This is a genomic window from Pseudoalteromonas sp. LC2018020214, from assembly GCF_016598755.1.
GTDB lineage: Bacteria > Pseudomonadota > Gammaproteobacteria > Enterobacterales > Alteromonadaceae > Pseudoalteromonas > Pseudoalteromonas distincta.
In genome coordinates this window covers 190,955-206,586 of record NZ_CP066805.1, presented here as the reverse complement: position 1 = coordinate 206,586, position 15,632 = coordinate 190,955, and the positions used below count along the sequence as shown (strand labels likewise).

At 39.4% G+C, this 15,632-nt stretch carries 13 protein-coding genes; 5 read left to right on the top strand and 8 right to left on the bottom strand.

Annotated features, from left to right (window positions below; genetic code table 11):
• Positions 1-7 precede the first annotated feature (7 nt).
• Positions 8-1,078: a DUF418 domain-containing protein gene (locus JG479_RS17405; protein WP_200220747.1), complete on the top strand. Its 1,071-nt coding sequence runs from the start codon at positions 8-10 to the stop codon at positions 1,076-1,078.
• Positions 1,079-1,164: 86 nt separating this feature from the next.
• The gene (rluF, locus tag JG479_RS17400) at positions 1,165-2,178 is read left to right on the top strand and encodes a 23S rRNA pseudouridine(2604) synthase RluF (RefSeq protein ID WP_200220589.1); all 1,014 of its coding nucleotides are present in this window, start codon (positions 1,165-1,167) and stop codon (positions 2,176-2,178) included.
• A gap of 22 nt (positions 2,179-2,200) precedes the next feature.
• Here rluF and JG479_RS17395 read toward each other — a convergent pair whose 3' ends face one another.
• From JG479_RS17395 to JG479_RS17385, 3 genes are all read right to left on the bottom strand, one after another.
• Complete coding sequence (locus JG479_RS17395) at positions 2,201-2,785, bottom strand: hypothetical protein (RefSeq protein ID WP_200220588.1); 585 nt, start codon at positions 2,783-2,785, stop codon at positions 2,201-2,203.
• Between the two features lie 11 nt (positions 2,786-2,796).
• A complete protein-coding gene (locus JG479_RS17390) occupies positions 2,797-3,054 on the bottom strand; it encodes a hypothetical protein (RefSeq protein ID WP_039487621.1) in 258 nt (85 codons plus the stop codon).
• 92 nt (positions 3,055-3,146) lie between these two features.
• Entirely contained in the window at positions 3,147-3,887 is a 741-nt protein-coding gene (locus JG479_RS17385; RefSeq protein ID WP_200220587.1) for a putative quinol monooxygenase, read from the bottom strand.
• A gap of 344 nt (positions 3,888-4,231) precedes the next feature.
• Between JG479_RS17385 and JG479_RS17380 the strand changes: the two genes are divergently transcribed.
• Positions 4,232-4,564: a PBPRA1643 family SWIM/SEC-C metal-binding motif protein gene (locus JG479_RS17380; protein WP_200220586.1), complete on the top strand. Its 333-nt coding sequence runs from the start codon at positions 4,232-4,234 to the stop codon at positions 4,562-4,564.
• A 109-nt stretch (positions 4,565-4,673) separates the two neighbouring features.
• On the opposite strand, the gene JG479_RS17375 is transcribed toward JG479_RS17380, so the two are convergent.
• Both JG479_RS17375 and JG479_RS17370 read right to left on the bottom strand, forming a co-directional pair.
• Positions 4,674-7,754: an efflux RND transporter permease subunit gene (locus JG479_RS17375; RefSeq protein WP_039487627.1), complete on the bottom strand. Its 3,081-nt coding sequence runs from the start codon at positions 7,752-7,754 to the stop codon at positions 4,674-4,676.
• 2 nt (positions 7,755-7,756) lie between these two features.
• A complete protein-coding gene (locus JG479_RS17370) occupies positions 7,757-8,839 on the bottom strand; it encodes an efflux RND transporter periplasmic adaptor subunit (protein WP_039487629.1) in 1,083 nt (360 codons plus the stop codon).
• A 122-nt stretch (positions 8,840-8,961) separates the two neighbouring features.
• Here JG479_RS17370 and JG479_RS17365 point away from each other — a divergent pair, with 122 nt between their 5' ends.
• Positions 8,962-9,858 carry a LysR family transcriptional regulator gene (locus JG479_RS17365; RefSeq protein WP_200220585.1) on the top strand — a complete coding sequence of 299 codons (897 nt, stop codon included), beginning with the start codon at positions 8,962-8,964 and terminating at the stop codon, positions 9,856-9,858.
• Complete coding sequence (locus JG479_RS17360) at positions 9,848-10,159, top strand: MGMT family protein (RefSeq protein ID WP_200220584.1); 312 nt, start codon at positions 9,848-9,850, stop codon at positions 10,157-10,159. Before JG479_RS17365 ends, JG479_RS17360 begins: the two co-directional genes overlap by 11 nt.
• 56 nt (positions 10,160-10,215) lie before the next feature.
• Here JG479_RS17360 and JG479_RS17355 read toward each other — a convergent pair whose 3' ends face one another.
• From JG479_RS17355 to JG479_RS17345, 3 genes are all read right to left on the bottom strand, one after another.
• On the bottom strand, positions 10,216-10,794 hold the full coding sequence (locus tag JG479_RS17355) for a DJ-1/PfpI family protein (protein WP_039487634.1): 579 nt from the start codon (positions 10,792-10,794) through the stop codon (positions 10,216-10,218).
• Positions 10,795-11,234: 440 nt separating this feature from the next.
• Complete coding sequence (locus JG479_RS17350) at positions 11,235-14,432, bottom strand: DEAD/DEAH box helicase (RefSeq protein ID WP_200220583.1); 3,198 nt, start codon at positions 14,430-14,432, stop codon at positions 11,235-11,237.
• Positions 14,433-15,275, bottom strand: coding sequence for a hypothetical protein (locus tag JG479_RS17345; RefSeq protein ID WP_200220582.1), 843 nt, complete (start codon positions 15,273-15,275; stop codon positions 14,433-14,435).
• Positions 15,276-15,632: the final 357 nt, after the last annotated feature.

Sequence of the window (15,632 nt, the reverse complement as noted above, 5' to 3'; positions counted from 1 at the left end):
TTATAATATGGACTTTATTCGCGGCGTTGCCGTGCTTGGCCTCGTTTACATGAATGGTTACGCCTTCGGCATTTTTGAATACGGGTATAGCTCCTTAACTAATCCTCCTGTTAGCGACTCAATTATTCACACCCTTAGCAGCGTGTTTGTAGACGGGCGTTTTAGAACGCTGTTTAGTTTGCTTTTTGGTGCTGGGCTTTACATTCAGTGGCAACGTTACAAGTCTGAAGTGCAAATAAAAAGCAGGCTCTATTGGTTAATCCTCTTTGGTTTAGCGCATGGTTTTTTACTTTGGGCCGGTGATATTTTATTTGTTTACGGTGTATCTGGCTGGTTTGTTATTAAATATTTAGAAAGTGATAGCAACGTACTTTTAAAAAGAGGGCTTGCATTTACCTTGTTGTCGGGTGTAGTTACCTTACTTGTTATATCTAGCGTACCCGATGAAGTGATTTACCGCGATACAGCACAGTTTATTGAATTATATAACCCACACTATATTGATTACTTTATTAGTAACCTTGCTATGAACACGTTAATGCTTGTTATGGTGCCAATAATGACAATGTGGATGTGCGTGGGCCTTATGCTCATTGGCATTTATTTATATAAACAAGACGTTTTTAGTAAAGGCTTAACGACTCAGCAATTAATAGTTTGCGGTGCAATGACCCTTGTTTTTTGTGGGATCAGGCTTTATGCATCACAGCTTAATGGCAGCTTAGGATATGGGGTGCAAGAATTTGTAAATATTTTTGCGGCGCTAGGTATGGCTACGCTTTATATTCATTTAATTGTTAAATTTTGCAATAACAGCGCACATGTTGGCACGCTTATTCAACAAGCGGGGCGCTTAGCATTTACTTTATATATTAGCCAAACACTCATACAACTGTTGTTATATAAAGTGCTATTTACACACTGGGTGCTCAATTTTGATCGTATTGACTACTGGTTAGTTGCAACGTCATTAGTTGCACTGCAGCTCATATTTACCTTTATATACAGCCGCTATTTTAACCAAGGCCCGCTTGAATTTGTATGGCGTAAATTAACGAAAGCAAAAATTAATGCTTAAACACCTATAAATTTTAAATTAGGGGCGAAAAAATAGTGTGGGTGGTTTACACTACTCGCCTTAAAAATTACTACGCTATAAGTGCCATGACCGAATTAAAACGTTTAAATAAATTTATTAGTGAAACAGGATTTTGTTCACGCCGCGAAGCCGATAAATATATTGAGCAAGGTCGTGTCAGCGTTAATGGCTACTCACCAGAAATGGGCGTAAAAGTAGCCGCTACCGATGTTGTATTGGTTGATGGCAAGCCACTTAAAGCCACACCAAAGCGCGTTTATATCGCTTACAATAAACCCGTTGGTATTACGTGTACTACCGAAAGTAAAATTCAAAGTAATATTATTCGCGCGGTAAATTATCCTACGCGTATATTTCCAATAGGGCGTTTAGATAGACCGTCTGAAGGGCTTATATTTTTAACTAACGAAGGCGACATCGTTAATAAAATTTTGCGTGCGGGTAATAACCACGAAAAAGAATATGTTGTTACGGTTGATAAACCGCTTAATCGTCAGTTTGTTACAAAAATGGCCAATGGCGTGCCTATTTTAGATACCGTGACTAAAAAGTGTAAAGTGACACAAACTGCCCCTAAAGAATTTAAAATAGTACTTACACAAGGTTTAAACCGCCAAATACGCCGTATGTGTGAATATTTAGGTTACGAAGTGGTGACGTTAAAGCGCACTCGTATAATGAACGTAACACTAAAAGGTTTAAAGGTAGGGCAGTGGCGTCATTTGTCTGATACTGAAATGGCGCAAATAAACGACTCGATTTCTGACTCAGGTAAAACTCAAGAACATTCGCTTGATGCTAATAAACAATCAGAAAATAATACGCCTTCAGCTCCTAAAAAGCGTGATTTTCAGGGTGAAAATCCTCGCCGTTTTAATAAAGGCGAACAAAGTGGCGAGCGAAATTCAAGTCGCAACTCTGAACGCAGTAATGCTAATGGCGAGCGCAAAAATGAGCGCAGTAAAGCACCTTATCAAAAGCGTTCTACCACGTATGTTGGTAAGCCAAAAAGTATTAAAGAGAACAAGTCGTCACAGTCAAAACCTAGCTCGGGGCGTACCCTTAGCTTAAAAAAATAATCTGCAGCTAAGTGGTATTCTACTACCACTGTATTTCTTGTACTATATTACCAAGTGGGCTTGTAACGCCCACTAAATTTATATTGTTATTTTGCAAAGTCACCAATTTATTCTTATCTAAATACCATCTAAAAGTGTATTTTCTGTAGTTCTGTAAACTAAGCACTGTTAGCGTTGCACAACTGTACTCATAATCAGTTGAGCAACTACCTACCTCAAGTAATTGATGCTCTTGCTGCCATATATTATTGCTGTGTTTATTGGCCCATAATTTCACAGAAATACAAACTGACGTCCATAACCATAAGTAAATTAAAATAGGCAAAAACAGTGGTATAAATGCGCTTCGGAACTTCCCATGCTCAGCAATATAATTTTTAACTGTATGTTTAAATTCAAAATTATTATTATATTTTTTATATAGGTGCCTTAATAAAACAATCGACAACACTATCGCCGTTATTGGAAATAACGTAAATGTTAAGGTGTTATATATACCGTTGGGAATAAATGCGGGATCGGCTTGTTCATCCCATGCAAGTAAAACCAGTGGAGGAGCCGTTACTAAAAGTAATAGGGTGCTGTTGAAGAGTTGCTTAAAGGTCAAAGGGTATTCACTTATAAAATGCTAAAGCCAATATAAAATAAGAGTATACCTAAATAAACTGCAATCGCCGATAACGAGTTTTTAGAGCGCAGGCGCTTAACAAGGTCGCGTGTGCCATCAACCATACCTGAAATCACAAGCAGTAAACCACCTGTAAATCGGTAGTTGTTTAAGTTCACGTTACCATTCTCGTCAGTTATAAAGCGTAAATAACCAAAAAGTATAAAAACGCTGCCCGCTATTAGTATCGCGGTTTTAAAATTTTCCAAGGCTTTTCCATAATATTTAGTTAGATACTAAAATGCCACTGAGTTTAGTCAGTGGCATTTAACTATATTACGAATTTAGTATTTATCCATACTTACTTTGCAAAACCACCTAGAGGCTTTAATAGAAGTGGAGACAAAGCAGCATGTTTATCGGTTAGTTCTTTAGGTAAATCACCCAAATGAACCATGCGTGTTGGTGTTGCTGCAGCAATCCAACGCTCTGCATGATCATCCCAGTTTTGGATGTGTATGTGCGATGCTTCTAAATCTTTAAAGCGCTCATAAACCATAATATCGCCATCGTCAGACATGTAATATTGGTAATTTAGTGTACCAGGCTCTGTTTTTGCACGTTCTACTTGTGAGTTCATTACTTCACGAAAGGTATCTAACTGGCCAGGGTTTAGCTTGGCTTCAACAATCCAGCCAAAATTATCAAATGTCGTATCACCGTTTTTGTTAATTTGACTCGTTTGTTCTTCTTCGCGAGAAAAGCCACCAAATGGTTTTAGCCAAAGAGGGCTTAACGCCGAATGGCGCTCACGAACATCGTCAGGTAATTCACCTAAATGCACCATGCGTGTAGGTGCAGCAGCTGCCATCCAACGTGCTGAATGGTCGTCCCAATTTTCAATATGTTCGTGTGAAGAGTCTGCATCAACAAAGCGTTCGTAAACTAAAACATCGCCAGCATCAGACATATAGTATTGATAATTTTTAGTGCCAACTTCATTAAGTGCGTGATTAACTTGTGAATTCATCACCGCTTTAAAGTTTTCAAGTTCACCAGCATTAAGTTTAGCTTCTACTATCCATCCAAAATTTTTAAACATGACTTTCTCTACTTAAATAAATTGCCTCTGTATAAGTGAGGCTAAAAAGTTAAAGGCAATTTCTATCGCCCTAGTTAGCATACCTATCGCTTAATTGGTAAGTGCTTAGATAACGAAGCTAAGTGTACAGAGTATTTAAATATTGATAATAACCGCATTTATTTAATCAGTTTATAGTAAATGTATATAATAATAGTTAGCCTATTTTGCAGGCCATTTAAATTTTTAAGTTAAAATTGCTATATAGACGTGTTGTTAAGCTATTTACAAGTACACTTAGTTATATGAAGGGTAAGCTGTTAAGATGCGCCGTCTTAATAATGCAGAAAGGTTATAGAAGTAACATGTCAAAATTTTTCTTTATGGGTAAGCCCGACATAATGGGTAAAAATAACAGTAATGAATTTGCACCAAAACGTACTGCCAAGCCAGGCACAGAGTTACACCCGTTAACGCTAATTGTAAACTCAGTTGCACGACAATCAGAAATAGAAGCAATACTAGAAGAGCATTCGCTGTTTGCTTCAATTGAAGTTAAAGCTGAAGTACCAGAAGATATTCGCGAACTAGACTTTGCGCTTAGCAAGTCAACACCACAAGTATTTGATAAAGTACCAGAGCGTAACGCACCTTGTGTATGTGGTAGCGGCAAAAAATATAAGAAGTGTTGCGGTTAGTTTCTTAACAACTAAATATGTAGCCTTTCTTTTTTCATCGGTATTAAACAAAAATGCCACTGACCTTGAGCCAGTGGCATTTTTTAATGTTAACCGATTATATGCTTAACTACTTACGCGGTTCGTAATCAATTCTAAATATAACCGTGTAAAGTACTGGCACTACAATTAGAGTCAAAATTGTAGCAAAGCCTAGACCAAACATAATCGTTACCGCCATTGACTGGAAGAACACGTCAAATAACAGCGGGATCATACCTAAAATAGTGGTTATTGCTGCCATTGCTACAGGGCGCACACGGCTAACACCAGACTCAAACACAGCTTGATAAGGCGATTTACCATCGCGAAGCTCAAGGTTAATTTGGTCGACCAACACAATGCCGTTTTTGATTAACATGCCGCTTAAGCTTAATAAGCCAAGCAATGCCATAAAGCTAAACGGCGCATTCATTATCAACATACCCGCACTTACACCAATAATGGCAAGTGGCACTGTAGCCCAAATAACTAAAGGTTGTTTAAGCGAGTTGAATAACAGTACGGTTACCGCAAACATAGCTAAATAGCCTAATGGCAATGAGCCAAAAATAGCCGATTGCGCATCAGATGACGATTCATATTCGCCGCCCCATTCTAATTTATAACCACGCGGTAGCTCTATTGCTTCTACAGGCCCTCGTATGCGGGCAAATAATTTAGCAGCGGTTTCGTCACCTAAAACGTTTTGATCGGCCATTACCGTTATTGTACGTTTACGGTCGCGGCGCATAATTAGGCTGTCTTCCCATTCAACCACAAATTCGTCAACCACTTGCGTTACTGGCACAAACACACCAAGTACTGGGCTATAAATTTGTAAATCGTGAACGCTTTCTACATTTAAACGTTCATTAGCAGGAGAGCGGGCAATAATAGGTAACAGTTGCGTACCATCTCTGTATACGCCTACTTGTTTACCAGAGAGGCTAGTAAGCAGCACATCATCAAGGTCAGATTTACTAATACCTAAACGGCGCGCTTTTTGTTCGTTAAACTGCGGGCGAATCATTTTAGTACGCGCACGCCAGTCATCACGAATATTATAAGCCCCTTCATCCTTTGCTATAACGTCTTCTGCTTTAGCTGCAAGTTTTCTAAGAACTACTGGGTCTGGGCCTGTAAAGCGTGCTTCAATTTTAGCATCGGTAGATGGGCCAATTTCCATCGGCTTAATTTTAAGCTCGGCTGAAAGTGGCGTACTTTGTGAGTATTCACGCACCTTTTGCATTACTATAGCAACCGCCTCGCGGTTTTTTACTCTAATAATAAGCTGCCCATAAGAAGAGTACGATTTTTGAGGAGCATAAGTAAGCATAAAGCGCGGCGCACCTTGGCCTGTTGTACTTGTTATTTCCTCAACGAGCTCTTCATTTTGTAAGTAGTTTTCTAGCTTTTTAATGCCATCAAGGGTTGCACGTATATCTGAGCCTTGCTGCTGCCAGTAATCTACATAAAACATTGGCGTGTTAGACGCAGGGAAAAACGACTGCTTAACCGCACCAAAGCCAATTACTGCAGAGCAAAGTAATACAACCATAAGAACAAGAGTTGTTTTACGATAATGCATAGACACATCTAAAAGTGCTTTATAGCCTGTAAAAATAAAGCCTTTGTACGGGTCGTCGTCTTCCTCTTCGCCCTCAGCATTCTTACCTTTTTTAAACTCATCTTGTTTAAACATTAAGTTTGCAAAAAATGGCGTAAGGGTGATGGCGGTGATCCAGCTTAATAAAAGCGATATAAATAACACCCAAAATAAGCTGCCAGCAAATTCACCCGTGGCATCAGAGCTTAATCCAATGGGAGCAAATGCAGTAATACCAATAACTGTCGCGCCTAGTAGTGGCCATTTAGTTTGCTCAACAATATTAACTGCCGCTTTTAACTTAGTTTGGCCACGTTTTAAATTTATTAATATGCCTTCGGTTACTACTATGGCGTTATCTACCAGCATACCTAGGGCAATAATAAGTGCTCCCAGAGAAATACGTTGCAGGTCTATGGCAAACAACTTCATAAATATAAAAGTGCCTAAAACGGTCAGTAATAAAATACCGCCAATTAAAATACCGCTTTTTAAACCCATAAATATAAGCAGTACCACAATTACAATGGCAATAGCCTCTACAAGGCTTACAATAAAGCCATCTACCGATTTTTCTACTTCTTTAGGTTGGTTATATACCGATTCAACATGTATGCCGTGCGGACGCTGGTATTCAAGCTCTGCTAAGTGTTCGTCAATACGTTTACCTACATCAACTACGTTAACTCCGTTCATAAACGACACACCAATTAACAGTGCTTGCTCTGAGTTGTAACGAATAACATTAGTAGGTACTTCGGCGTATTCTCTAAATACTTTTGCTACATCGCCTAAATAAATAAGCTCACTTGCACCAGGTTTTGAAATAAGCAGAGTTTCAAGCTCACTTACATCTTTAAATTCCCCGGTTGGGTGAAAGCGAATAGACTCATCGCCAACACGTATTTTGCCCGCATTAGACACCGTATTTTGCGATTGCAGCAAGCCAAAAATATGGCTTGGGGCTATACCTAGTTGAGCCAATTTACGTGTAGATACTTCAACCATAACTTGTGGTTGTTGCTCACCAGCAATAGTTACTTTACTTACACCTTTAACCAAGACTAGCTCGCGCTTTAAAAAGTCTACGTAGTCTTTAAGCTCGTCATATGAGTAGCCGTCGCCAGTAACCGAATATAAAACGCCGTATACATCGCCAAAGTCATCTAAAATAGTGCTTGGGTAAACGCCGCTTGGCAGCGAAGGAGAAAGGTCATTAATTTTACGACGCATTTCATCCCAAATTTGGCGCAGCTGCTCTTTTCGATAAGTGCTTTTCATTTCCACCGAAATTTGAGATTTACCATTTGATGAAATAGAGGTCACATAATCAACATAAGGGAGTTGCTGAATCGCATTTTCAATAGGGAAGGTGACTTCCTCCTCGACTTGCTGCGGCGATGCACCCGGGTACATGGTAATAACCATGGCAGTTTTAAGAGTAAACTCAGGGTCTTCTAGTTGGCCTAGGTCAAAATACGACACACTACCGCCAATTAACAGCAGCAGCGCAAACATCCAACTAATTACTTTTTTCTCTATGGAGAGTTGCGCAAAGCTCATAATTATAAGCCTCGCTCTTTATTCCATGGACGTACTTTCATGCCTTCATCTAATGAATGTACACCGGCAGATACAACCATTTGGCCTTCTTTTATGCCGCTAAGTACTTCAATACCATCACGGTGAACTTGCCCTACTTTTACAGCCTGCTTATTAACAACACCTGTTTCTGGGTTGTATAACCACACATACGCGTTATCAGACACGCTTTCTTTTGCTTCTGAAAAAACCGACTCAACAGGTAAAATTGTATACGCTACTTGCGAGCTAGTAACTTTAGATAAATCAATAAATACACGCCCAGTCATACCGGCAAGTAAATTAAAGTCATCAGGTACTGGCAGCGAAAAAACAACTTGGTAGGTCAGGGTGGTTGGATCAGCCTGTGTATCCCACTCTTTTAAATCAAGGGTGTATTCTTTTTTTGCAAAGCCATCAAACACAACGGTAGGGTGGTAATCGGTACCTTTTTTAATGCGCGCTATTATTTTTTCAGGAACTTGGATTTCTACATCCATTAAGTCGCGTGTTTCTAAGCGTAAAATGTTTTGCTTGGCTTGAATGTTTTCAAAGTTTTTAACAAATACTTTAGCCACAGTGCCTGCAAATGGTGCGCGTAATTCACTGTATTCTAGGTTTGTTTCGGCAATTTTAAAGGCAGACTCTGCCACCTGCATATTGGCTAATGCTTCATCGTATTCAGATTGGCTTGCGATTCTTTTTTCAAGTAATTGCTCAATACGACCAAGTTGCGACTTAGCAAGCTCAAAGCGGGCTTTTCTATCATCGTATTGTAATTGAAAGTCTTCTGGGTCGAGCTTTGCCAGTAGCTGACCTTTTTTAACTTCTTCACCTGCTAAAACCGGAAACTCAACAAGCTCACCATTTACTCTAAACGCCAAGTAAGAGCCTTGGTTTGCAACAACCTCAGCAGGAAAGCTGCGAATGTTAGTTTGAGAATCATGACCTATGTTGAATAATTTAACAGGGCGAATGGGCTCTTCTTTAACTTGTTGTTCTGGCTCAGAACAGGCTATTAAGCTTAATAAAGTCGTAGTTAAAAAACATAGACGAAAGAGTTTCATGTCTTCTCCGTTGCAATGATGGCAAAATAATTAAGTGCAGCATACGCTGCAAACATATAAAATAAAAATCATTAAATCTTAGAAACTCAATAAGTTTTACTTATAATGTTGCAGAGTGCTATATGAAGCTGAATCAATTAATAATTTTAGATGCCATAGTGCAAAGCGCAAGCTTAAGCGGGGCAGCACTAAAGCTACATAAAACCCAGCCAGCGCTTACACTTGCTATTAAAAATTTAGAAGAAAAAATAGGGTTTGAGTTGCTAGACAGAAGTAAGTACCGATTACAGCTTACTGAAAAAGGGCGAATTTTCCACCGCGAGGCGCAGCAACTTCTGTATGCCAACGACGAGCTAGCGCAGCTTGCTAAAGAATTGGCACTCGGTAATGAACCCCAATTTAGAATTTGTTACGAACAACTTTGCCATACGCAGAGTTACAACGAGATCATAAGTAATACTTTTAGATTGTTTACCAGCACCGAATTTAGCTTAACAAGCGGGAAGCGCTTTATTTCGTTAGAGCAAGTAAATAGTGGGCAAGCCGAATTAGGCATTGGTCCGTGGTTTGATTTATTTCATGCGACAGGCGATTTAGAAAGCGTACCTATAGGCAGGCTCGATATTGGCATTGTCAGCGCTAAAGGCGTACTTCCTCAAAAGCTAACCTATAGCGAACTGCAAACGTATCCGTGTTTAGCCATGTTTGAAAGTGACTTGAGTATCGACAGCGACAGACTATCGTATTCAAAAGGCTCCGCCATGATGAAAATTGATGATGTATCGACCTTAAAATCGTTTTTACTCTCAGGTGCAGGTTGGGCAATGATGAGCTTAGAGCACTGCGCTCCTGAAATAAAAGCAGGCTTACTTCAAGAAATACACATAACTGACCGAGAGCATAAATTTAGCGCACAAATTAGAGCCTTTAGACAACATGCAGTGCACCACGGCCCTGTAGCGCGCACTATTTGGGAGCAATTTAAAGTACTTAGTGAGGCGTATTTAAATGAACGCTGATATTGATAAAGAAACACTTATTTATACTGTTATCGCAGGCATACCAATAGGTAAAGTGGCAAGCTACGGGCAAGTTGCAGCTCTTGCGGGCTACCCGCAAAACTCACGGTTGGGCGGGCGCTTATTAAAAGTGATGCCAAACGACTCGGTTATACCTTGGCACAGGGTAGTGAATAGCCAAGGTAAAATATCATTCCCTGAAGGTAGCGAAAAATACCAAGAACAACGCGAAAAGTTATTATCAGAAGGCGTACTGTTTAAAAACGACAAAGTGAATATGCGCGAGTGCCGGTGGGAGTAATATGACTATTATTGGCAGGTAAGTGCCATAGCTGACTACGACGACTTAGCCTGTTGTTATGTGCATTTTTGCCAGTGATACTCCATTTGCTTAGCTGTTTGCTCAGCTAAATTTAATGTCGATAGTTCTGACACTAAGTGTAAACTCATATCAATTCCAGCTGATATGCCACCAGAAGTTATATATTTACCTTGAGAGACCCAACGATGATCACTCACAACATTTAATTTCGGGTAGGTCGCACTGAGATCGGCTATATCTTCCCAATGCGTTGTAACTGTTAAACCATTTAGTAAATTAGCTTCAGCTAAAATGAACGATCCTGTACAGACAGATGCGACTCTTTTTGATGTACTAGCAACATTCGAAATCCAAGATATTACAGCAGGCTTTTTAACTTCCTCTATATGTATACCTCCAACAACTATAAGCACATCAATATTCGGATGAGTCTCAAATGAGAAATGTCCGTGCACTGGAAAACCACCACGAGCTTGTACAACATCAGGTTTTTCAGAAACTAAAAATACATTCCAATTTTTATTGCCTAAACGATTTGCAGTACTTAAAACTTCAAATGGTCCAGAGAAATCAAGAACTTCTGCATCATCGTATATGTATATTCCGATATTCATACTCTGTATACTCCATTACACATAACAATCTTAAAATGCGCTAATCACGAATACTCCTGCTGTTGCCACGCTCATTTTTCTGCTTTATATAGTTTTAACAAATTCCCTAAAATATTACTGTTACTAAGTTTTCTATTATCTTTGGTAAAGCTAAATGTAACAATATGCGGGTGTCGCAAAAGTGCCATGAGCAGACGCTGGTAATGCTGCGTTAAGTAGTGAGCAACACCACCACGAAACCTAACAATAACACTGTAAACACAAAATCCAACGATAGAATGAAAAATACCATGCGTTGGGAGCAACTTCCACGTGCAGTTATTTGTTATATGGCACGTAGCTCTGCCAACTGTTTGCTTTTGCAGCCAAAATCTTATTTAGCTACCTACTGTATTAGCACCAGCTGACACTAATACAGTAGTTCTAAAACTAACTAGTTATTATTGCTCACTTTCTTGAGAATAAGTTCGGTGCACTCCAACCCGGGATAAAATCGACGGGTTAGAAAATGAAAAGTTTAATTTTTCATGTGTATTATACCCCAATCGAATAGCCGCACTTAGGGAATCAACAACGTCAGGAGATAAGTTTTCTTGTAAATGGTATGGATTAACTTCTGTAACTACTCGCGTTATTAAGCCCATGATAAATGAAAGAGCTCTTGGTAAAACTGTGCCCACTAATTCTCTTGCCCTAGGACAAGACTTTTTGGTTTGGTTATTTGAATCAGGCTCCCCCCCTAAAGCCAGTTCAATTTCTTTTAGTGGTCGACCAAATATCCAAGCGTTTATTCCTGGAATTAAATCGTTTAATACTTGTTCTGTAATGTACCCACTCTTATTATTTCCTGTTGCACCAAGAATAGAAGATCTAGCATCAAATAATAACAATTCCATAGCCTCAACATCTAAAGTAAGCCAGCTGATTAGCCATGTAACCCAGTCCGAAATAGAAGATGGCAGATTTCCGATATCTAACTCAATTTTTTGCTTCAAGCGGTAAAGAATAATTGGAGGTAACCCACTTTGTGATGCAAGAATTGAAAGAGACTGATCAATAGCATCGTTGGCTTCCGCTTCAACTAAACGTCTTAGCTCAGCTAATTGATTATTAAACCGTTGTTCTTCGCCGCCATCTCGTAGTCGGTAAGCGGCAAATGATCTCTCTAGGCTAAACAGTGTATTCTCGTCATTTTCTGTATCGTTTAGAGTTGCTAACCGATTAACCATATAAACAACGTCTTTGTCTGCTATATTCCCATCTGATATCCGGTCTAAAATAACGCCTAAAGGATCGGAAATTTCAACGCAGTGATCATCTTCTGGTATTAGTGCTTGTAGCTTCTCAACAACGCTTCTGCTTAACTGCTGATTCTCTGGAAATGAAAGAGCAGGCTCTGGAACAAGTAGAACAATTCCGTTAGCTAAGTGGCCAGCTCTACCTGCGCGTGCAGCGGCATTTAATAACTCATGAGCTTCTAAAGATTCGCGTCCACCACTTTCAACTTCGGCACGTTTGTCTCCAGCCAAAATTGCTAACTGCGCTGGAAGGTTGAGTCCTTGAGCCAAAGTTGGTGTAGCTACTATAACCATAGCGCCCCCCTCACGTTTATACATATGTTCAGAAAGCTCTCTCTCCATGCGGAGCATGGAAGCATTGTGTGGTACGGCAGCATTACCTTTAGTTAGTAAGGAATGCTTTAGATCACCAAGTTCCAACTCAAGAGCATTCCATCTTAAAGTTTCTTCATCAGTAGGTAAGATATTTAAAGATAAAGAACTAGAGATCTTTTTTGCAGTAGAGATTGCATGAGACTTCTGATTGACAAAAATAATAGTTTTTAGATTGTTCTTAGCACTAAGTTCCGCAATTTTCGCAGAAACGACGTTTACATTAGGCTTTATTGCCAAGCCATACGCATTCAAGGTGCCAGAAAGAGCCACTGAGCTATCTATAAGTTTTGTGAAAGTACAGGTAGCACTATTTTTAACCTGATCCAACCAGTTATGCTGAAGCCCCCAAATGGCATGAGGAGTTATTTGTAGCTCTCGTGATGCTGCAGCACGTAAATCAGTTGCAGTCTTGCCTAATTGATAGTTTATCTGATTCTGAACTTCTAAAGCTCTACTTTTGATTGCTTCTATTTCTCCTTGTTTGTAAATAACAACGCCTCTAGCCTGTCTGCTAGGCTTCCACAGTAGATCGATACTTATACAGTTTCTGCTTGTAAGCTGAGATATCCATGCTGCAAACTCTTGACCATTATTAACCATCGCAGATAGAAAAAGAGTATCAACATCAGGCGCTATTTTGTTGAAGGCTAAAACGCAAAGCATACTATCTAGCGAACGTCTAATTCTCCCAGATTGAGGGCTCAGTAGGTGGCATTCATCGAAAATGAGAAGACCTACATCCTCAAATGAATCAGGAGAAAAAGATAGCATTGCTAAACATCTTTCCGGTGTCATAACTTCGATTTCAGGCAGGACAGCATCAACTTGAAAAAGTAAATCAAAGTCACTAGATACTGAAGATCCTAAAATATCTTTCGGAAACATTTCTTGAAGATCGGTAGTAAGCTGTTCTACAAGCGCATGTGTAGGAGCAAGAAATATAACCTTCTTGCCTTGGCCAAGAACATTGGCGATTTTTATGGATGATACCGTTGTTTTACCCGCGCCTGTTGGTAACACCATTACTGCTGAAACTCCACTCTTGTGAAATCCATCATCTAGTGCTTTTCTGTGATTTGGCCAAACATAAGGGAATTTATTTGCTCTAAATGATATCCATTTTATCCAAAATTCGGAGTCGCAACCTTGTGGAACAGGTAAATTTGTTAAAGAGGATTCGGATATTCCTTCGTAAGCAGCTACAAGTAGTGACGATAAATGATAAATGCCTGGGTAGCTATACTCGATTCTAGGAGACGTATCGCTTTCAATTACAATTGCAGATAGAGATTTAACTTTTTCAAAGATAACTTTTGGTGACTGCTGCTGAGCGTCTAAGCCTAAGGTGCTCTTTGCCGCGAGTTCGATTCCTTGGGCAAGCGAATGTAACATTACCAATGTGGCAGTACCCTCATTTGGAGCTACAGCTACTTTAGAGAGTTCAACAGCTCTTACTTCGCCACGAGCAACAATATCAGAAAGGTTACCCTTCGCTAAGTCAATAATATGGCTTGTGATAATATAGGCTATCGAGCTTTGGTTCTCGCTCTGATTAGAAATTTGCGAAGCAGCTTCATGGGCATCAGCGTATTGCTCTGAAGATAAAAATAAAAGTACGGCTGCTAGTTCAGGTGATAATCGATCACGACTGATATTGAACGGGGTTTCTTCCCCATCATTAAGAAGTTTCTGTCTACGAGCAATAATAAGTTGCGCACTCGCAGCGACAAATGCAGATGGGCGTCTAATTGTGCTGTCTTCACTAACAGATACAATGAGCTCATAAGTATCAGCGATCTTATCAAGACTCCACTCTCCCTGATTATTACTTTGCTCTTCACCTCCAAGTCGAATTGAAACAATTTTCGCATAGTGACTAGTCAGCAATTGAGGTAAATTAGCTGGATTAAGGTTTGGGAGTTTTGGTGCTGAGCGAAGTAATGCTGCAGTTTCTGGATCGTACATTTAGGATACCTCTAAATTCTGAATGTAATGCACTATTTTATCAGCCAAAATATCAAACCAATCTCTTAATTCGCCATTAACAATTAAACTTGCTCCGATTCTTTGATCTTGATTTATATCACTTATCTTGTTGTAGCCTTTGAAAAGGGCTTTTTGTGCCTCTTCACCATCAAAATTCTGGGTTAAAGCAAACCCTGCGCGATACTGCCTACAACTATTATCGATAACCTTATTAACCATGCCCATTGCTTGTCTGTTAGATGCACCACTCATTTTTATTAAATTTGCAGCAGCAGCAATAAGCTCAGCATTTCTTGTATTACCATGCCTATCTAAAAAACCTGGAATTACCTTTTGCGTAAATGTATTTCGCGGTGACTCTACACATTTATCTTCAAAAATCGTCGACTTTAATATCTCACTACGATCATTACTCAGCTCTATCATAATGCCGTCTAGACCTTGGGACGTGGCACTAGTATGCGGATCTTTAAGGAAACACCTATCACCCGAGACTTGTTTAGCGGCAATCCAAGAAATAAGTTCAAAAATCAAACCATCTCGGTGAACTCTTGGGTATCCGATTCGTGGGCTTTGGTTAACGTCCTGTACTGTGAACTTTATTATTGCTTCCTGCTTAAGAGCCTCATTTGTAAATGCAGGTACAGCTGGTAAAAGCTCTTCGATGATATGCTCTGCTTGCATCGCCTGTCCCATAACGATTGTCGCAATTAAGCCTGCTAGCTGATCTTCATTAGCAACGGTCCATTTAGAACCGACGCAATCATCATCAATTGGGAAGCTAATTATATTTAAGGCGGCAAGATGGGGGTGTGCGGGCATTTATAAATTTCCTTATAGTTGTAAAATTCGACCAGTATTATTTAAACAAACACAACATCATATTTAGAGCATAAAGTAGATGTTGGCCGATCCCTTTAAAGTGCCTTCTACAGCTTTATCAGAGGACACTTTTCTATTTTAGCGCAAAACATCCTTATTTTATAAACTTATATTAATAACAAATAGTGTAAGTTATTGCCAGTTATAAATATTATGCTCAATGTAGTTGGCTAATTAACAATGACACCCATCCAAATTTTGGTGTGGCTGTCTTGCTTAATTGTTGTTTAATTTGTTTGCGTATTACTCTTTGTCCCCAAATTAATAATTTTCACTTCAGGTTTATATCACGTTAAT